Below are 18,094 nucleotides of genomic sequence, written 5' to 3' on the forward strand. Positions count from 1 at the left end.
TCACGACCGGGAGCACCCGGCAATTTGGAGAGGATGAACTGATGGACATGCAAACCAGCCCCGCCGCATCGATGACCGCCCCCTTTGCGGAGCGTTACGACAACTTCATCGGCGGCAAATGGGTCGCGCCCAAGGACGGGCGTTACTTCGACAATATCTCCTCGATCACCGGCAAGGCGGTCGGTCAGGTCGCGCGCAGTCAGGCGGCCGACATCGAAGCCGCGCTCGACGCAGCGCATGCCGCGAAGGATGCCTGGGGCCGCACCAGCGTGGGCGAGCGCGCGCTGATCCTCAATCGCATCGCCGACCGGATGGAGGAAAACCTCGAAAAGATCGCCATCGCGGAGACCTGGGACAACGGCAAACCGCTGCGCGAGACGATGGCCGCCGACATCCCGCTCGCGATCGACCATTTCCGCTATTTCGCGGGCTGCATCCGCGCGCAGGAAGGCGGCATTTCGGAAATCGACCACGACACGGTCGCCTACCATTTCCACGAGCCGCTCGGCGTGGTCGGCCAGATCATTCCGTGGAACTTCCCGATCCTGATGGCGGTGTGGAAGCTCGCCCCCGCGCTGGCGGCGGGCAATTGCGTGGTGCTCAAACCGGCCGAGCAGACCCCGGCATCGATCATGGTTCTTATGGAACTGATCGGCGACCTGCTGCCCGCAGGAGTGGTGAACGTGGTCAACGGCTTTGGCGTCGAAGCGGGCAAGCCGCTCGCCAGCAGCAGCCGGATCGCCAAGATCGCCTTTACCGGCGAGACGAGCACCGGCCGCCTGATCATGCAATATGCGACCGAGAACCTGATCCCGGTCACGCTGGAGCTGGGCGGCAAGAGCCCGAACATCTTCTTCGAAGACGTGTGCCGCGAGGATGACGACTATCTCGACAAGGCGATCGAAGGCTTCGTGATGTTCGCGCTCAATCAGGGCGAGGTCTGCACCTGCCCCAGCCGCGCACTGGTTCACGAGAGCATCTACGACCGCTTCATGGAGCGGGCGATCCAGCGCGTCGAAGCGATCAAGGCGGGCAACCCGCTCGATATGGAAACGATGATCGGGGCACAGGCCTCGTCCGAGCAGCAGCAGAAGATCCTCTCCTACATCGACATCGGCAAGCAGGAAGGTGCCGAGCTGCTGACCGGCGGCGAGGCTGCGCGGTTCGAGGGCGAGATCGCGGGCGGCTACTACGTCAAGCCGACCGTGTTTCGCGGCAACAACCGGATGCGCATCTTCCAGGAGGAGATCTTCGGACCCGTCCTCTCGGTCACCACCTTCAAGGATCATGACGAGGCGTTGGAGATCGCCAACGACACGCTCTATGGCCTCGGCGCAGGCGTATGGAGCCGCGATGCCAACACCTGCTACCGCTTCGGCCGCGCGATCCAGGCTGGGCGCGTGTGGACCAACTGCTACCACGCCTATCCCGCGCATGCGGCGTTCGGCGGCTACAAGCAGTCCGGCATCGGGCGCGAAAACCACCGCATGATGCTGGATCACTACCAGCAGACCAAGAACATGCTGGTCAGCTACAGCCCGAAGAAGCTGGGCTTCTTCTGAGGCGATAGGCCCGGCGGGCGGCGGCGATCCCGTCGCCCGCGCAAACCCCCGAAATTCAGGAGAATTGTCATGAGCAAGACCATGAAAGCCGCAGTCGTCCGCGCCTTTGGCCAGCCGCTTCAGATCGAGGAAGTGCCGGTTCCCGAAGTCCAGCCCGGCATGATCCAGGTGGCGATCCAGGCTTCGGGCGTGTGCCACACCGATCTGCACGCCGCCAAAGGGGACTGGCCGGTGAAGCCCGAGCCGCCCTTCATTCCGGGCCATGAAGGCGTGGGCTTCGTCTCTGCCGTGGGCAAGGGCGTGACCCATGTGAAGGAAGGCGACCGGGTCGGCGTGCCGTGGCTTTACACCGCCTGCGGCCATTGTGTGCATTGCCTCGGCGGGTGGGAGACGCTGTGCGAGAGCCAGCTCAACACCGGCTATTCGGTCAATGGCGGGTTCGCCGACTACGTGCTGGCCGACCCCAACTATGTCGGCCACCTGCCCGACAATGTCGGCTTCAACGAGATCGCGCCGGTGCTGTGCGCGGGCGTGACGGTCTACAAGGGCCTGAAGATGACCGACACCAAGCCGGGCGACGCGGTGGTGATCTCGGGCATCGGCGGTCTCGGCCACATGGCGGTGCAATATGCGGTGGCCATGGGGATGAACGTGGTCGCGGTCGACGTCGACGACGCCAAGCTCGACCTTGCCCGCAAGCTCGGCGCGGTGGAGACGGTGAACGCGCGGACGGACAATGACCCCGCCGCGACGGTAAAGCGGCTGACCGGCGGCGGCGCGCGCGGCGCGCTGGTGACGGCGGTGAGCGAGAAGGCGTTCGAACAGGCGGTCGGCATGGTCGGGCGCGGTGGTACGCTTGCGCTCAATGGTCTGCCGCCGGGCGATTTCCCGCTCAACATCTTCGGCATGGTCCTCAATGGCATCACGGTGCGCGGCTCGATCGTCGGCACGCGGCTGGACCTTCAGGAATCGCTCGACTTCGCCGCCGATGGCAAGGTCAAGGCGACGATTTCGACCGCCGGTCTGGACGACATCAATGCGGTTTTCGACCGGATGCGGCAGGGCCAGATCGAAGGGCGCGTCGTCCTCGACATGACCCAATGATGCAAAGCGACGCGCCGGAGGGCCGCGTGGTCCACCGCGTGATCGCCACCGACGCGGCCACGGCCCTGCTGGGCCAGATCATCGAACGTCACGGCCCCGTGCTGATCCACCAGTCGGGCGGGTGCTGTGACGGCTCAAGCCCGATGGTCTATCCGCGCGGCGAATTCCGCCTCGGCGGATCGGATGTGCTGCTGGGCACGATCGGCACCACGCCGGTCTATATCGGCGCGGCGCAATTCGCGGCGTGGAAACACACGCAGCTTATCCTTGATGTGGTGGAAGGGCGAGGCGGCATGTTCAGCCTCGACAATGGAACGGGCCGACGCTTCCTCGTGCGAAGCCGGGCCTATGGGGAGAGAGAAATCGCCATGTTGCACAAGGCAGACAGGCTTCGCGCCATGCAGGCATCGATTGACAGCGATACGGACGCCTTCTGGCTGGACGAAGCGCACCGGCTCGACTGGAGCGTGTTTCCGACCCGCGCGGACGAGAGCAGCTTCGACAAGGCCGATTTCGGCATTCGCTGGTTCGCCGACGGCGAGCTGAACGTCTCGGTCAATTGCCTCGACCGCCATCTCGAGACGCGTGGCGACCAGCCGGCGATCGTGTTCGAAGGCGACGAGCCGGGCGAGGGTCGCACGCTGACCTATCGCGAGTTGCACGGAGAGGTTTGCCGCTTCGCCAACGTCCTGAAAGCCAACGGGATCGGCAAGGGCGACCGGGTGATCCTTTACATGCCGATGGTGCCCGAAGCGGCGATTGCGATGCTCGCCTGCGCCCGGATCGGCGCGGTCCATTCGGTGGTCTTCGGCGGCTTCTCGCCCGACAGCCTGGCCGACCGGATCGCCGATTGCGGTGCCACGCTGGTCGTCACAGCCGACGAAGGCACGCGCGGCGGCAAGCGTATTCCGCTGAAAGCCAATGTCGACAGCGCGCTGGAGCGCGCGAGCGGGGTCGATACGGTCATCGTCATGCGGCGGACGGGTGGCGACGTGGCGATGCGCGAGGGGCGCGACATCTGGTGGGAGGATGCGTGCTCGAACGTTTCCGCCGAATGCCCGCCCGAAGCGATGAACGCCGAAGATCCGCTGTTCATCCTCTACACCTCCGGCTCGACCGGCAAACCCAAGGGCGTGCTGCACACCACTGGCGGCTACCTCGTATGGGCCACGCTGACATACGATCTGCTGTTCGGCCCGGAGGAGGGCAAGGACGTGGTGGACGATCTGTTCTGGTGCACCGCCGATGTCGGCTGGATCACCGGGCACACCTATGTCGTCTACGGCCCGCTCTCCAACGGTGCGCGCACGGTCATGTTCGACGGCGTGCCCAACTACCCCGATCCCGGCCGTTTGTGGGAGACGAGCCAGCGCCTCGGCGTAACGATCTTCTACACCGCGCCGACCGCGATCCGCGCGCTGATGCGTCATGGCGACCGGTGGGTCCTGCAGCACGACCTGTCGTCGATTCGTCTGCTGGGCACGGTGGGCGAACCGATCAACCACGAAGCATGGGAATGGTATCACGACATCGTCGGGCGCGGGGAGTGCCCCATCGTCGATACCTGGTGGCAGACCGAAACCGGCGGCGCGCTGATCGCTCCAGTCCCCGGCGCGACCGAGACCAAGCCCGGCAGCGCGACCCTGCCCCTCCCCGGCGTCCACCCCGAACTGGTTGATGGCGAAGGGCATCTGCTCACCGGCCCAACGGAGGGCAATCTGGTTCTCACCCGAAGCTGGCCGGGCCAGATGCGCACCATCTTCGGCGACCACGACCGCTTCTTCCAGACCTACTTCAGTACCTTCCCCGGCACCTATTTCACCGGCGACGGCGCGCGGCGCGACGAGGATGGCTATTACTGGATCACCGGGCGGGTCGACGATGTCATCAACGTGTCCGGGCACCGCATGGGCACCGCCGAAGTCGAAAACGCGCTGGACGAGCACGTGCTGGTGGCAGAGGCTGCGGTCGTGGGGATGCCGCACGATATCAAGGGCCAGGGCATCCACGCTTTCGTCACGCTGAAGGCCGGGGCCGAGGGTAGCGATGCCCTGCGCCAGGAACTGCGCGATCTGGTGCGCAGCGAGATCGGGCCGTTCGCCACGCCCGACGTCATTCAGTTCGCGCCCGACCTGCCCAAGACCCGGTCGGGCAAGATCATGCGCCGGGTCCTTCGAAAAATCGCCGAGGGGCAGCCCGACCAGATTGGCGATACCTCGACCCTTGCCGATCCGGCGATTGTCGAAAGTCTGATTGAAGGGGCGAGAGTCTAGGCCGAACAGTCCGGGCGGTGTCGGCTGAGTGTCGTCCGCGCTCCGTCACCCCCGGTGCGCTTTCGGGCGAACTATCGCCACCCTACATTGCGTCTGCTTTGCGCCCCGATTTCGGTCGTTGGCCCATGTGCTCGCCCCACCCGCTAGCTGTCATTGTCAGCGAACGCTCGAAATCCGAGCCTGCTGCGACGCACGCCACGCTCGGTGCAATATCCCAGCGCCTGTTACGGACCGCTATCCATCCTGCCGATTGCCGCGTGAAATGAGACGAACGAGGTCGCAAGCGCAGCTTGGCTGTCGATCAGCGATTGGCGGCTGCCAATCAGCTGGCGTTGCGCGTCGAGCACGTCGAACAGTGTCGCCAGGCCTTCGCGGTAGAGCGCATCGGACTGTTCGAGCGCGGCCTCGCTCTGTTCGATGGCATCACTCAGCGCATCGATCCGCTGACCATTGGCTTCAAGCGCGACCAGTGAGTTCTCCACCTCGCCCAGCGCTTCGAGGAAGGTCAGCCGGTATTCGCCGAATCGCGCATCCGCTTCGGCCTCGGCGGCCGCCATCTCGGCGCGCCTGCGACCGCCATCAAACAGCGGAACGTCGAGTGCGGCACCGACCGTGGCGATGAAGTCATCGAGTATGCCGCCGATGGAACCATCGCCCAGCAGCACACTGCCCGGAATCGTGAGCGAGGGGCGCAGGTCCGCCTGCTCGATCCCGACATTCGCGGCAGCGCGCAGCAGCGCGGCTTCGGCGGCTAGCACGTCGGCGCGACGACGCAACAGGTCGGCCGGGGTACCGGCGGGCGGGCCGCCGGCATATTCGGGAATGGTGCTCTCGCCGCTCGACGAAGGAGGCGCGAACAGGCCGGGCGGACGCCCCAGCAGGATCGCGAGGCGGTTCGCCGCCCCGGAACGCGCTATCTCGATCAGCCCGCGCCGCGCGCGCGTCTGCGCGAGGTCCGCAGCGGCCCGGCGCACGTCGAGATTGGCGGCGAGCCCCGCTTCGAAGCGCAGGGTCACGATCCGCAGCGTGCGCTCCTGCAACTCGGTCGACTGGGCGAGCAGATCGAGCTGCGCGCCGGTGCGGCGGTATTCGATATACTGCGCGGCGATGGCTGCGGCGACCAGTCGGCGCTGGTCGGCAACGACGTATTCGGCCTGCGCGTAATCGGCGGCAGCAACGCGGATTTCGGCCGCGAGCCGCCCGGAGATGTCGGGATCGAACGTGCCCAGCAGGCCAATGCTGGCGGTATCGACGACATCGCTGCCGAGCCCGATCGACGCATCCGCCGCCCCGTCGAGCCGGGGGAGCCGGTCCGCCCGCTCGGCGCGCAACAGTGCGGCGGCCCCGCGCAACCGGTCGCGCGCGATGGCGATCTCGATATTTCCGGCCAGGCCTTCCTCGACGAGGCCGTCAAGCACCGGATCTCCGAAGCCCTCCCACCAGTTCTCCGCTATCCCGCTGGGCGGAAGGTCTCTCGCATAGGCCTGCGGCGGCACGATCGCGGTCCCGGGCTCGTAGGGGTCGAGAGTCGCGCAGGCGGACAGCCCCAGCGCCGCGAGCGAAAGGATCGCGGCGCGCATCATGCGGGCGCCACCGTCATGTCTTCGTCGAGAGCGTCGATCTCCTCGCGCAGCTTGGTCAGGTCGACGCTGCGCGGTTGCCCCAGCCGCGCAATGACGAGGTAGAGCACCGGCGTGAGGAACAGCGTGAACAGGCTCGCGATGCCCAGCCCGCCGAAGATCACCCACCCGATAGACTGGCGCGCCTCGGCCCCGGCCCCGCTCGCGAGGATAAGCGGGGTCGCGCCGATGACGGTCGAAATCAGTGTCATCGTGATCGGCCGCAGGCGGATCGCCGCGGCCTCTTCCACGGCCTCGCGCACGCTGCGGCCCTGGTGGCGTAGCTGGTCGGCGAATTCCACGATCAGCACCCCGTTCTTGGCCATCAGACCGATCAGCATCACCAGCCCGATCTGCGAATAGATGTTGAGCGACACGCCCGAGAGGAACAGCGCGAACACCGCGGCCGCCAGCGCAAAGGGCACGGTCAGCAACACGACGAGCGCACTGGTCAGGCTTTCGAACTGCGCGACCAGCACCAGGAACACGATCACCAGCGCGAAGCCGTAGGTCAGCATCAGCGCGTTGGAACTTTCCTCCAGGCTTTCGGCATTGCCCTGCAACAGCATGTCTATGTCCTCTGCCACCGCCTGCTCCGCCAACCGCTCGATCTCATCCACCGCATCGCGCAGCGGCGCGCCCGCCTCGATATCGGCATCGACCTCGATCGCGCGGCGCTGCTCGGTCCGGTCGAGTTCGGCGGCGATGCCCTGTTCGACTATGGTGGTGACGGCGGATAGCGGAACCAGTGCCGACCCTCCTTCCGCGCCCTGCGAGCCCCTGACATAGAGGTTGCGCAGGTCGCTCGGGTTCGTGACGCTGACCGTCTGCGCGGTCAGGAAGATCGGCACCGCCTGATCGCCGACGTTGAGATCGACCAATTCCTCCCCGCCGACCATCGCGCGCAAGGTCTGCGACAGGTCTGCCAGGTCGACGCCGAGGTCCGACGCGCGCCGTCGGTCGATCTGTACCGACAGCTGCGGCTGGGTCGGCTGGTAGGAAATCTCCGCGTTCGAAAGGATGTCGGACTGCGTATCTATCGCCGCCGCGAGCGCATCGGCACTTTCGTAGATGCGGTCGTACTCGGGCCCGGTCAGCGCGACCTCCAGCCCCTCTCCCCCACCGCCGAAGCTCAGCGTGCCGCGCCCGCGCGCATTGGTGCGCGATCCCGGAATCTCCGCGAGCGGCCCGTTCAGCTCCTGCACGATCTCGGTCTGGCTGCGGTCGCGCTCGCCCCAGTCGGCGAGTTCGGCGGTGACCCGCACGCGGTTGGGATCGTAGCGGCCGACGATGGAGAAGGTGCTCTCTATCTCGCCGCTGTCGAGGTAGGGCTGGAGCACCTGCTCGATCTCGTCCAGCTCTCGGTCCATGAAGGCGAGCCCCACCCCGTCGGGCCCGGTCGCATCGACCGTGATGACGCCGCGATCCTCGTCGGGCACCAGTTCGTTGTCGAGCTGGGTGTAGAGAAACCCAGCCAGCCCAGCGACCAGCACCGAGCCGAGGATCATCGCGTGCGGCTTGTCGAGCATGCGGTGCAGGGTCCGGGCATAACGCTCGGTAATACTGCTGCCCAGCCGCGCCAGCCGGCTTTCCTTCGCCTTCTCGTCGCTCGTCAGATCGAATTTCGAGGCGAGCGCGGGGACCAGCGACAACGCGACGAAGCTCGACAGGATCACGGCCACCGCCAGCACGAAGCCGAATTCGCGGAACAGCCGCCCGGTTTCCGAGGGCAGGAAGCTGATCGGTACAAACACCGAGACGAGCACGGCGGTCGTCGCGACCACCGCGAAGAACACCTGCCGCGTGCCAACCACTGCCGCGGCGCGCTTGCCCAGCCCCTTGTTCTGCAATCGCTGCGCGTTCTCCAGCACCACAATGGCGTCGTCGACGATCAGCCCGGTGGCGAGCACCAGCGCCAGCAGGGTCAGCAGGTTGATCGAGAAACCCATGATCCAGATCCCTGCGATCACGCCCACCAGCGCGATGGGGATCGTGGTGCTGGGCACCAGCGTGGGACGCCAGGCGCGGAAGAACAGCAGCATCGTGGCCACCACCACGGCGATGGTGAAGGCGAGCGTGATCAGCACCTCTTGCACCGAGATACGGATGAACTCGGCATCGTCGGACACGATCTGCAGCTCGACGTCGTCGAACCGGCGGTTGACCCGCTCGACCGCCTGGCGGATCGAATCCGAAATCTCGATCGTGTTCGAACTCGCCTGCCGCACCACGCCGAGGCCAATGATCGGCTGCCCGTCGAGCCGCACGAAATTGCTGGCATTGGCGGGCGCGAAGTCGGCCTGCGCGACGTCGCCTACCCGCACGTTGCCGGTGATGACCACGTCCTCGATCCGTGCGGGATCGGTGGCGCTGGCATCGGCGCGGACGACCAGGCTCTGCGCGTCCGAGCGGAACGACCCGACCGGCACATCGAACGGCGCGCTCTCCAGCGCATCGGCGACATCGGTGAGCGTAAGGCCGAAACGGTTTAGCCTGAGCGGGTCGACCGCCACGCGCATCTGGCGCTGTCGCGCGCCGAACTGTTCGATGCTCGCCACGCCTTCGGCGGTCAGCAATTCGGGAATGATGTCGTTGTCGACCAGCCGGGTCAGCTCGGACTGGTCGTAGGCATCGCTGAGAACCGCGAGCGTCATGATCGGCTGCGCGTCCTGGTCGGCCTTGACGACGGTCACCTGCTCGACCCGTTCGGGCAGATCGCGCTGCGTGCGGCTGACCGCTTCGCGCACATCGGTCGCCGCGGTGTCGAGGTCGATCCCCGGATTGAACTCCACCCGGATGCGCGTGTTGTTCTCCTCGCTCGAAGAGCTGATCTCGCGCACGCCGGAAACACGCGCGACCGCATCTTCGAGAATGCTGGTCACCTCGGCATCCATCGTCTCCGGCGCGGCGCCGGGAAGGCTGGCGGTGACCGAGACGATCGGGCGGTCGACATTGGGCAACTCGCGCACTTCCACGCCCATCAGCGCTGCCACGCCTGCGATCACGATCAGGAGGTTGAGCACCCCGATCAGCAGCGGTCGCTTGACCGCGAGCATCGGCAGGTCGGTCTTATTCTCCACGCGGCGTATCGCCCCGCGTATCCTCTACCCGCACATCCTGCTCGGGCTCGCGGGCCTGTCGCACGAGCCGGATGTCCTGCCCGTCGCGCACCTTCTGCACGCCTTCCACGATCACGCGGTCGCGCCGCCGGATCGCTCCGTCGACGAACACGCGCCCCTCGCGGCGCGAGGTTATGGTGACGGGCACGCGCACCGCCTTGCCTTCGCGCACCAGGAACAGGTGCGATCCCTCGCCGCCCCACACGATCGCTTCCTCGGGCACCGCCGCGCGGGTGCTGCCGTTGCGGGTGAAGTTCACGCGGAAGCTCATGCCGGGGCGCAGCCTGTCGTCGCGGTTGGGGATCGCGGTGCGCACGATGAAATCGCGGCTTTCCCGCGATATGGGGTTGTCGGTCGCGATCACCTCGGCGGTGATCGTGCGGTCGGGCTCGGAGAACGGCGTGACCTCTACGGTGTCGCCCGGGTCGAGCCCCGCGAACACTTCCTCGGGCGCCGAGAAATCGACATAGAGCGTGCCGCGTTGGTCGATCTGCGTGATCGCGGTGGAATCGTTCACCCGGTCGCCAACGTCGATCTCGGTCAGGCCGACATGGCCGCTGAACGGCGCGCGCACGGTGCGGTCGGCCAGCGCGGTCTGCGCCTGGCGCAGCTGAACGCGCGCCGCTGCCAGCGATGTCTCGCCCGCTTCGATCTGGCTTTCCGAGATCGCGCCGGTATCCTCGATCCGCCGATAGCGACCGAGCAACTGGTCCGCCTCGCGCACCGAAACGCGCGCGGCCTCGACATCGAGCCGCTCGGCCCGGTCGTCCAGCTGGAGCAGCGGCGCGCCCTGCCGCACGTAGTCGCCCGCGCTGAACATCACCCGGGTGACCCGCCCGGCCGTCTCCGGGTAGAGTTCGGCGGAAGTCGCGGCGCGCGCCGTGCCGATCACCTCAACCTGCGAGATTTCCGGCAGAAAGCGCACTTCCTGCGCGACGACAGGCACTGCCTCGGCCGCTCGCTCTTCCTCGGCGCCCGCGCAGGCCGCGAGCAGCGGACCAATGCTAACGAGCGCCAATATTCTGAAACAAAGCCGGGACATCGTGTTCCTGTCTATGGGAGACGATTGACTGGCGAAAGGCTTTCCGGGTTCGCTGCCCAGTGCGCAACACGGGCTATAGGCCGGGCGCACGCGAGGCAAAGGCTTTCGCGCATGGTTCGGCTCGATACGCTCTCGGTTTGCGCTACCGTCATGCGGATTGCGAAATTCGCCTCGATGATGCTCGCAGACGGAGCGCTGGTCGAGCGGCTGTTTCAGCTCGAGATCAGGTAAATCCGGACAGATCGCTCCCGCCAAAAGGCGGACATTGGCGAGTTGCGCCTCTTTGCCAAGGCCCGAGTATCACGCCCACTCACTCGCTTCCCAAAGGCGCGCCCAGACGAACGGCCTTTCGCCCTACAACGGTGCGCGGATAAGCTGAGGAAGGTGGTGCCGCTTACGTGACTCGAACACGTGACCCCATCATTACGAAATCAGGGGTAGACTGCCATTGAGGCTTAAGGATTGCGAGGTTTCTGACGTCGCTGCCTGTGGTACTGGGTGACGGCCCCAAGCAGCTCCCAAAGTGCGCTAACTGCAAGTGGTGTTTGCAATTGAGCTAAAGCGCCTTGAAGTGGGAAGACCAATCACATCGACCCACTGCATACCTCTTCAGCCGACCGACAACCGTCCTGAACCACGAGCCACCTAGTCCTCTTCGCTTGGTGGCGCGGAGGCATGCTCGCCTAGGGACGTCGGCAAAAACCATTCCCGGCAAATGTCTTCGTACGTTCTGGGTAGAAGGGCGAGCACGCGCCACAATTCCATTATATGCTGAGGTCGTGGCACTGTTACCCAATCGCCTCCCCTGTCTTCTGCGGGGACGTGCGCACCGAATAGTTCAATTTCGCCAGTTTGGTTGAATTTTTTTACTCGGTCACCCCACCATTTTATGGGGATCCACATATCGACATCGTCCCAAAAATCATAATTAGCGATACGCCGCGCGAAATACCGGGAGAGTTCCTCAAGCTCATCTTCTGTTTGCGCCCAACCCAATTCCGCATATTGATACACGAAACGCTGGAATGCAGCGAAGAGTTTTGGCCGCTTAGCGTACCATCGAAGCGCAATAAGGCCAGTCTCAGTACCGATCTCGTTGCGCCAAGGGACGTGTATTGTCCTCCTGCCCGCAGAGCGATAATCCGCGTGCTTTGGTATAAGTATTTTATCGACATAGTCGTTCAAGCAAACGAAGGAACAGCGCTCATTCTCCAGGTCAGCAAGCACTAGGAGCACCGGAACACCCACCCCCATCCTTTCGACTGTGGCGAGTTCCGACACCTCTAAACTGAATGCGTAAGTATCCAGAATGCAGACCAATTCTTTCTTATCGAGACTCTCTGGCGCTTTCTCAACATTTCCGCGGGAATATACCTTAAGCTCTGACGTATTCGGCTTTTCCACAGTCTTAAGCTGTATAAAAAGGTGTTCGCCCAGCGTTTCGTATGTCTTGGATTTTCCCGTCTCCTCACCCTCGCTAAAAATCTCCAGCGCGAAATCCAGCCCGTAATCGGGCCGATATTCCCGCAAAACCCAATGTTTGGGCAACTTGCTTTTAAGCAATTCCTGTCCAGCTCGATCTATTAGATGTTGCTCAGATTGCTTTTTTGCACTCGACACTGCGTACCTTTTTTGATTGTGCGACATGAGAGTTGCAATCTAATCATTCTGAATAGGATTTGGGCAACCCAAAAAATTGAACTGAGGGGATTTAGGCGCAGATGCGCCGTGAAATCTGTGCGCTTGCCAAAGGCAGCGCCTTTCTAGTGACACGGCTTCACATAAACCGCATTATCCGTTCCACCCTACCCGGACTGACCAGCCGCTCCGCAAAAAAAAATTAAAGATGGCCCCTCGCACAGGTCAGGGCGCGAGGGGCTATTTGGGCACTCTGTGATCAGGCCAGTTGTTCCGCCGCCGCTTCGACCGCATTCATCAGCGTTGCATTGGCGAGGTGGCTATATCGCATTGTAGACTGGTAGTCCGCGTGCCCGAGCACCTTGCCGATCGTCAGGAGATCAACCTTGGCGTTCGCCATGAACGATGCTGCTGAGTGGCGTAAATCATGTATACGCAGCCCCGGAAGGCGAGCTTCCTTTCTTGCCGTGGCCCAGGCTCGCTTGATCGAGTTGTATGGCTTGAGCGTTTCCGGGTTTGGCACGAGCCACGGACAACCCGGTATCTTCATCAAACCCTCGATGATGACCACGGCTGGTCTCGAGAGAGGCACCCGTCGCGCCTTGCCGGTCTTGCTATCCGGGATCAGCCAGGAGCGCGCCACAAGATCTATATGCTCCCACCTGGCAGTGAGGAGCTCGGTCTTGCGAGCACCCGTGTACAGCAGGAGGCTGACGATCGCCCAAAGCTGCGGATTACTCGAACCCTTGCATGCCGTAAGCGGCCGTTGAGCTTCCTCCTTGCTCAGATACCGTTCGCGTGCATTGTCGAACTTGAACCGTTCGACGTTTCGAACCGGGTTCGGTTCGGCACCGGGAATTTCCCACTGCCTCGCCAACTCATACGAGCGGCCAAGCATCATGCGCAGCTTTTCTACGGTTGCGGGAGCCAGTTCCTGCCGTTTTTCCGCGAGCCACTTCGAGATGTCGGCTGATTTGATCTCGTCCAGCCGCATGTCGCCCCATCGCGGCAACAGGTGTGTATTGATCACCGCCTCGGTGTTCTCCGGGCGTTTGAGATAGGTCCGGGCGTGGTCAATGTGTTTCTGCGCCAGATCTGCATAAGTCGGCACCTTGCGCTTCTTCGCCTTAGTCTCGGCTGGGTTTCCCGCCATGACCACTTCAGCGCGTAACTTCTTTGCAGCCTTCTGGGCGGCTGCAAACGTGATGTCTTCCCAGCGACCGATCTTGACCTGCCGCTGCCGTCCATTGGGATCGATGTAACGCAGAGCGTATGTTTTCCCGCCACTGGCGCGGCATTCAAGCAGGAAGCCCGTTGTTACGGTATCATAGTAATCGACCTTCGTCTTGTGGTAGGGGCAATGAGCTTCGGCGCAGAACTCTGCGGATAGTTGAACCTTAGGCATGAGAATTTCCTTCGTGAAAGTGAGATAGCGGAGGCACGAGGAGCGCGGCAGGAGCGGTGGCAGGGGCAGGCCCCATCGACTGCCCGATCGCTCGCCAGCGCGGCTCTCTCGCCGCCTCTGCATGGTTTTTTGGGTCGAGGGGCGGCTCGTGGTTTTGGCTGCGGAGCCGCAACGTCGGTGATGGTGCGAAAAGTGCTGCCCCCTCCCCACCCCGTCATTGCCTTAGGGTTTTCCTCGAAAGGCACGTGGTGGGGGGAGGGGGAGGCAGATTTTGCGAGTTAGTCGAACTTGTCCTCGCGGGCCTCGACCCAGGTGCCCGCGTCGAACTTGGCTCGCCAAGGGACGTACCACTGGTACAAACCGCGATTTTTCGAGGGCTCGCCCAACAACCTGCGCAGGGTCACATTCGCTTCCAATCAGGTCGACATCGAGAGCGGCTTCTATCTTCGCCTCAATCGCGCCGACCACCCGATGCTGCTCGTTGATTTTGCTCAACGCGGCTTCCTCGGCATCGTCGAGCCACCACTGTTCTTTTTGCTCGAACGCGACCTTCAGCTCGGCGAAAACCTGCTGCATGTCGATATCGTGCTGATAGTCGATTTCCTTGACCGCAATGGTCCAGAACCGACTGTTCCGGTGGTATCCAACAGGAACTGCCGATCATTGACCGACGCACCGAAAATGGTCGAACGTGGGTACTCGGATTCTACGCGAGCGTAGGGTGGACGGATCTTGTCGGTCGTCTCGGTGATGAATGCCTTGAGGCTCGCAATTTCCTTCCGGAACGAGCCTTCGAGTCGCCTAGCTCGACGATACGATGCCTGAGCGCCATCAAGCGGGCATCCTTCTGACCTCCATCCCAGTTGAAGCCCAGTTTGACAGCATCCTCTCGTAGCTCTGAAGGCGTAACGAGACTTGCGAACCACGAGGTCTTTCCAATCCCCTGCCCCCCTTGGAGGGTAAGAACTCCGCGGGCGCGGAATCCCCGGTTCAGGTATGATGCCGCTACGATCGACAGGAGCCACTTACGCACCAGAATGTCGCGCATCTGGGCGGGGTAATCATCTTCTGGAAGGATCGTCGCGCAAATCTCGCAAACGCGAGACGTGCCGTCCCACGGCTTACCGTCGATCCAGTCCGCGAACGGGTCGTAGGTGACTTCATCCCCGAGGACGGTGATGTAGTTACGAACCTTGGTGGGTGGCATTTGATGCTGGATGGCAAGGCTCTCCAGCCGGGTAAGCAGAATGTCGTCCCGGTTCTTCGCTTCCGTGCGGATCCCCCGGTATCTCGATATCAACCCGCTTTTTCACGCGATTGAACTTGAACCTAACGTCGTGCTTCCGCGCGAGGTATTCGAAATTGGCAAGCGTACCCGGCACCATCGCCTTTGACGAAGGGGGCCTATCGGGCCATTCCGCTCGCTTGATCCGGTTTGCGTCCGATTGGGTTTCTTCGCTTATGTCGAGTGCCGAGGGGGATGGCTCCCCCTCGGCACCAAGCGGCTTCTCGAAAGCCTCAGCCACGTGCCATCTCCGTGAGCTGATAGCGACCAACCTCGTCGCGAACCCACAGCTGGGGCCGCGCGAGCGGTGATCGATGGATTTCGAGCAGGAGTGGCACCTCACGGTCGTAGTATGGTCCCCCAAATTGGCCGACCTTCGCGATGATCGCTTCCTCGGTGTTCCAGTCCCCTTTCATGCAAGCTGCCATCAAGCTGACCAGGCCTGGCCGTTTCGCCAGCTGGAGCCGGACTTCGAGGTCTTGGTGGTCGGCGAGAAGCCGCTCGCCGAACGCGAAGAGTGGCTCGGACGCGGAGGTGGTGTGGTCTGTGTGAGTCATATCGTTTCCATTTGATCGGGCCCTGACGAGGCACGACGACAGCGTGTCACCCGCGCCAAGCGCGAGCCCAGAGTTGCAGATTGGCTGAACCGGTGCCTGGGTGACTCACCACCGAGGATTGGTTCTTCTCTGGCGACCCGATCACAGAGGATCGGACCAACTGCCGTTCGAATGGAATACGCCGTGGAGGTACTGAACAACGGCGGCTTGATCCGGTCGTTGTCGGCGCACGATATGCGAACTTGCGAGGCGTCTCTTACCCCTGCCCCGTGTTGATTCGCAATCCCCTATGGCGACAGACTGTACTCAATAGCGCCACGCAACCGACCACCATGAACGCCAATAGCGGCTGGGTCCCGAAGATCAGAACGGTAGCGACCGTCGCTGAAAGACAGAGAAAGTCGCGCGGTCGCTTGATCGCCAGCAAGATTGCCACGCTGGCTAGAAGGATCAGCGCCAAGGCAATGGCCAGCCGGAGCAGCGCGAGCCCCAAGCTGGCCAGGATGATATAGCCCACCAACCTCACGTGGCATGCTCGCGGCATAGCTTAGCGAAGGGTGAGCCGTCTGCGTCCTCCACCATTAGAATGTAGGCGAATCCCTGATTTCCTACCGTTAGGATAAGCTCCCACCAACCGGCGTGGGCTTCAATCCAGTCCCAATCCGGCATGTTTGGCAGGTCATCTATTCGCGATCGCATCGGGCTGAACCCGATTGCGTCGATCACCGCTTCTTCCGTGTCGCCAGCTTCAATGACCAGCACGTGCGTCAAATCATGCAGACCACAGTGCAGCGAATCGTCGAGACGATCGCGGAGCAGGGTCTTCGGGGTAGGATCGATCGGGTGGTCGAGGATGGAGCGCAAGGCGTCCATGTCAGGCAGGTCATGCATTGTGATTTCCTTTCGGCATAAAAAAAGCCCGCTCGGATTGAGCAGGCTGCGTGGTGTGGGTTGGCTGAGAGCCTAGGTCTGGTCGCGGTAGGTCGAAGTGCTACTTCCCCTTGGGTTGCTCGGCATTTTTGCGACAGACGGTAAGCAAGGTGGCATCAATTTCGGCTTGGTCAGGGACTAGGACCACATGGCCCTCTCCGAGATCGCTGATGATAAACACGATCTCGAACCACCCCTCACTGCGCTCAATGAATTCCCAGCACTCGAACGGTCGCTGCCGAACAGTCGCTAGGTCTGAGGCGCTGTCGCCGGGTTGGATGATAAAAAGCCATGCGATCGGCTCCGTCTCAATCATTGCCGCGTAGCGATCGAGGATGTTCGAAGGGATGTTGGCGCACGCTTTCTGGGCATGGCCTATCGCTTCCCCGCTTGTGAGAATTAGCATTGTTGTTGCTCCAATGGAAAAGGCCCCCGGAATCGCTTCCGAGGGCCCGAGTTACGGTGGTGGTGATGGGGTTAGAGGCTGGACAGGTCGCCCATCGATTTGACCTCGCAGCTGTCAGGATCGACCCTTGCGCTGACGCGCCCCGTGCGGGTTGCGCCGAAGCCATTCTCGGCGCGGAACGTCATGAAGGTGTTGGTACCGGTGACGCCCAGGAAGCTCGTCTCCACATGCTCAAACGAGTCCGGATTGTGCAAACTCTCCTTCACCCGGTCCTTGAGCTCGGGCACGCCTCCGCCGAACATTGCCAGGCACCTTCTCAGCTTGGCTTCCGTATCCGCCATCTCGGCATCTACCTCGCGCTGCCGCTGAGCATCCGCTTCCCGTTCGTCAGCTTGTCGCTGACGATTCGCCACCTCTGCATCAAGTTCGACTTGGCGTGCAGCTTCGGCCTCAAGCTCAGCCTTGGCGACCTGACCGGCTGGTGTTTTGTAGTATGCCTCCTGCACCTGCCCGAGCATCGCACCCAGGAAGAAAAATGCGCCAATAGCGGCGAAATAGGCTAGCAGCTTTCCGGACTTTGGCAGTCGAAAGAAAATCGGCGGCGAGATGATCAGGCCAGCGAGGGCGAGACAGGCGGCTGCAATGTAAAAGGTGGTGACAGGCGCATCAGGAGACGCGAGGTGCTCTCCGTTTGTCAACGCCATCAGCATGGCAAACAGCACGAGCGGAACCGCGACGATCCATTGAAGGACGCCCCAACCACGTCGCAGGAGCGATGGTTTGTCGGATGTTGATTCAGTCAATTGTTCCTCCCTGATTGGGCAAAGCTTCGCCGCTCTCGCGGCAAACGCAAGCAAAAATGAGATTCATAGTCCGTAGTTTTATGGACCACATCTCGGTTCAGTCTGGTGGATGGATGTCCGCTGCCGCCTAGCCGAGAACATGAAGAAGCTCAGGAAAGAGCGCGGCTGGTCGCAAGAGGCCTTGGCCGGTGAGGCTGGGCTGGATCGAACCTATGTGAGCGGCATCGAGCGCAGGGTGAAGAACCCCACGGTCACGGTCATCGAGCGGATCGCGAAGGCGCTTGGGTGCAAGCTTGGCGACCTACTCGACTGACGGCATCCTATATAAGATGCCCGATTTCACGTAAGATC

At 62.8% G+C, this 18,094-nt stretch carries 15 protein-coding genes and 1 pseudogene; 5 read left to right on the forward strand and 11 right to left on the reverse strand.

Features of this window, described 5'->3' with window-relative positions; genetic code table 11:
• Positions 1-41: 41 nt before the first annotated feature.
• The 3 genes from adh (at position 42) to acs (ending at position 4,939) form a co-directional block, all read left to right on the forward strand.
• A complete protein-coding gene (adh, locus tag ADAD_RS0114530; RefSeq protein WP_010415263.1) occupies positions 42-1,562 on the forward strand; it encodes an aldehyde dehydrogenase in 1,521 nt (506 codons plus the stop codon).
• 69 nt (positions 1,563-1,631) lie between these two features.
• A complete protein-coding gene (adhP, locus tag ADAD_RS0114535; protein WP_010415265.1) occupies positions 1,632-2,666 on the forward strand; it encodes an alcohol dehydrogenase AdhP in 1,035 nt (344 codons plus the stop codon).
• On the forward strand, positions 2,663-4,939 hold the full coding sequence (acs, locus tag ADAD_RS0114540; protein WP_010415267.1) for an acetate--CoA ligase: 2,277 nt from the start codon (positions 2,663-2,665) through the stop codon (positions 4,937-4,939). Before adhP ends, acs begins: the two co-directional genes overlap by 4 nt.
• A 224-nt stretch (positions 4,940-5,163) precedes the next feature.
• Here acs and ADAD_RS0114545 read toward each other — a convergent pair whose 3' ends face one another.
• The 7 genes and pseudogenes from ADAD_RS0114545 to ADAD_RS17260 all read right to left on the reverse strand — a co-directional run bounded on the left by ADAD_RS0114545 (position 5,164) and on the right by ADAD_RS17260 (position 14,969).
• Complete coding sequence (locus tag ADAD_RS0114545) at positions 5,164-6,522, reverse strand: efflux transporter outer membrane subunit (RefSeq protein ID WP_010415270.1); 1,359 nt, start codon at positions 6,520-6,522, stop codon at positions 5,164-5,166.
• Positions 6,519-9,638 (reverse strand): efflux RND transporter permease subunit, encoded by a 3,120-nt coding sequence (locus ADAD_RS0114550; protein WP_010415273.1) that lies wholly within the window; start codon positions 9,636-9,638, stop codon positions 6,519-6,521. The genes ADAD_RS0114545 and ADAD_RS0114550 overlap by 4 nt, the downstream gene beginning before the upstream one ends.
• Complete coding sequence (locus tag ADAD_RS0114555) at positions 9,628-10,695, reverse strand: efflux RND transporter periplasmic adaptor subunit (RefSeq protein WP_010415274.1); 1,068 nt, start codon at positions 10,693-10,695, stop codon at positions 9,628-9,630. Before ADAD_RS0114555 ends, ADAD_RS0114550 begins: the two co-directional genes overlap by 11 nt.
• A 669-nt stretch (positions 10,696-11,364) precedes the next feature.
• The gene (locus ADAD_RS0114565; protein WP_029140171.1) at positions 11,365-12,339 is read right to left on the reverse strand and encodes a DUF4365 domain-containing protein; all 975 of its coding nucleotides are present in this window, start codon (positions 12,337-12,339) and stop codon (positions 11,365-11,367) included.
• A gap of 277 nt (positions 12,340-12,616) precedes the next feature.
• Positions 12,617-13,762 carry a site-specific integrase gene (locus tag ADAD_RS0114570; protein WP_010415280.1) on the reverse strand — a complete coding sequence of 382 codons (1,146 nt, stop codon included), beginning with the start codon at positions 13,760-13,762 and terminating at the stop codon, positions 12,617-12,619.
• A gap of 222 nt (positions 13,763-13,984) precedes the next feature.
• Positions 13,985-14,535 (reverse strand): annotated as a pseudogene (locus tag ADAD_RS17370) (VapE domain-containing protein).
• Positions 14,469-14,969, reverse strand: coding sequence for a virulence-associated E family protein (locus tag ADAD_RS17260; protein WP_237700841.1), 501 nt, complete (start codon positions 14,967-14,969; stop codon positions 14,469-14,471). The pseudogene ADAD_RS17370 and the gene ADAD_RS17260 overlap by 67 nt, the downstream one beginning before the upstream one ends.
• A gap of 392 nt (positions 14,970-15,361) precedes the next feature.
• On the opposite strand from ADAD_RS17260, the gene ADAD_RS16895 reads away from it, so the two are divergent.
• The gene (locus tag ADAD_RS16895; RefSeq protein WP_139020483.1) at positions 15,362-15,619 is read left to right on the forward strand and encodes a hypothetical protein; all 258 of its coding nucleotides are present in this window, start codon (positions 15,362-15,364) and stop codon (positions 15,617-15,619) included.
• 241 nt (positions 15,620-15,860) lie between these two features.
• On the opposite strand, the gene ADAD_RS0114590 is transcribed toward ADAD_RS16895, so the two are convergent.
• From ADAD_RS0114590 to ADAD_RS0114605, 4 genes are all read right to left on the reverse strand, one after another.
• The gene (locus ADAD_RS0114590; protein ID WP_139020484.1) at positions 15,861-16,121 is read right to left on the reverse strand and encodes a hypothetical protein; all 261 of its coding nucleotides are present in this window, start codon (positions 16,119-16,121) and stop codon (positions 15,861-15,863) included.
• Positions 16,122-16,126: 5 nt separating this feature from the next.
• Positions 16,127-16,495: a hypothetical protein gene (locus ADAD_RS0114595; RefSeq protein WP_010415292.1), complete on the reverse strand. Its 369-nt coding sequence runs from the start codon at positions 16,493-16,495 to the stop codon at positions 16,127-16,129.
• Between the two features lie 100 nt (positions 16,496-16,595).
• Positions 16,596-16,940, reverse strand: coding sequence for a hypothetical protein (locus ADAD_RS0114600; protein ID WP_010415294.1), 345 nt, complete (start codon positions 16,938-16,940; stop codon positions 16,596-16,598).
• Positions 16,941-17,011: 71 nt separating this feature from the next.
• Entirely contained in the window at positions 17,012-17,743 is a 732-nt protein-coding gene (locus ADAD_RS0114605) for a hypothetical protein (protein WP_139020485.1), read from the reverse strand.
• 139 nt (positions 17,744-17,882) lie between these two features.
• On the opposite strand from ADAD_RS0114605, the gene ADAD_RS0114610 reads away from it, so the two are divergent.
• Positions 17,883-18,056: a helix-turn-helix domain-containing protein gene (locus ADAD_RS0114610; RefSeq protein ID WP_237700842.1), complete on the forward strand. Its 174-nt coding sequence runs from the start codon at positions 17,883-17,885 to the stop codon at positions 18,054-18,056.
• Positions 18,057-18,094 lie beyond the last annotated feature (38 nt).

It is taken from the genome of Citromicrobium sp. JLT1363 (genome assembly GCF_000186705.1).
GTDB lineage: Bacteria > Pseudomonadota > Alphaproteobacteria > Sphingomonadales > Sphingomonadaceae > Alteriqipengyuania.

Excerpts from the sequence above, each read along its gene's own strand:
- adh (WP_010415263.1), top strand. The coding sequence starts at position 42 with ATGGACATGCAAACCAGCCCCGCCGCATCGATGACCGCCCCCTTTGCG.
- ADAD_RS17260 (WP_237700841.1), bottom strand. The coding sequence starts at position 14,969 with ATGCCACCCACCAAGGTTCGTAACTACATCACCGTCCTCGGGGATGAA.
- ADAD_RS0114545 (WP_010415270.1), bottom strand. The coding sequence starts at position 6,522 with ATGATGCGCGCCGCGATCCTTTCGCTCGCGGCGCTGGGGCTGTCCGCC.
- ADAD_RS0114570 (WP_010415280.1), bottom strand. The coding sequence starts at position 13,762 with ATGCCTAAGGTTCAACTATCCGCAGAGTTCTGCGCCGAAGCTCATTGC.
- ADAD_RS0114600 (WP_010415294.1), bottom strand. The coding sequence starts at position 16,940 with ATGCTAATTCTCACAAGCGGGGAAGCGATAGGCCATGCCCAGAAAGCG.
- acs (WP_010415267.1), top strand. The coding sequence starts at position 2,663 with ATGATGCAAAGCGACGCGCCGGAGGGCCGCGTGGTCCACCGCGTGATC.
- ADAD_RS16895 (WP_139020483.1), top strand. The coding sequence starts at position 15,362 with ATGGATTTCGAGCAGGAGTGGCACCTCACGGTCGTAGTATGGTCCCCC.
- ADAD_RS0114610 (WP_237700842.1), top strand. The coding sequence starts at position 17,883 with ATGAAGAAGCTCAGGAAAGAGCGCGGCTGGTCGCAAGAGGCCTTGGCC.
- adhP (WP_010415265.1), top strand. The coding sequence starts at position 1,632 with ATGAGCAAGACCATGAAAGCCGCAGTCGTCCGCGCCTTTGGCCAGCCG.
- ADAD_RS0114595 (WP_010415292.1), bottom strand. The coding sequence starts at position 16,495 with ATGCATGACCTGCCTGACATGGACGCCTTGCGCTCCATCCTCGACCAC.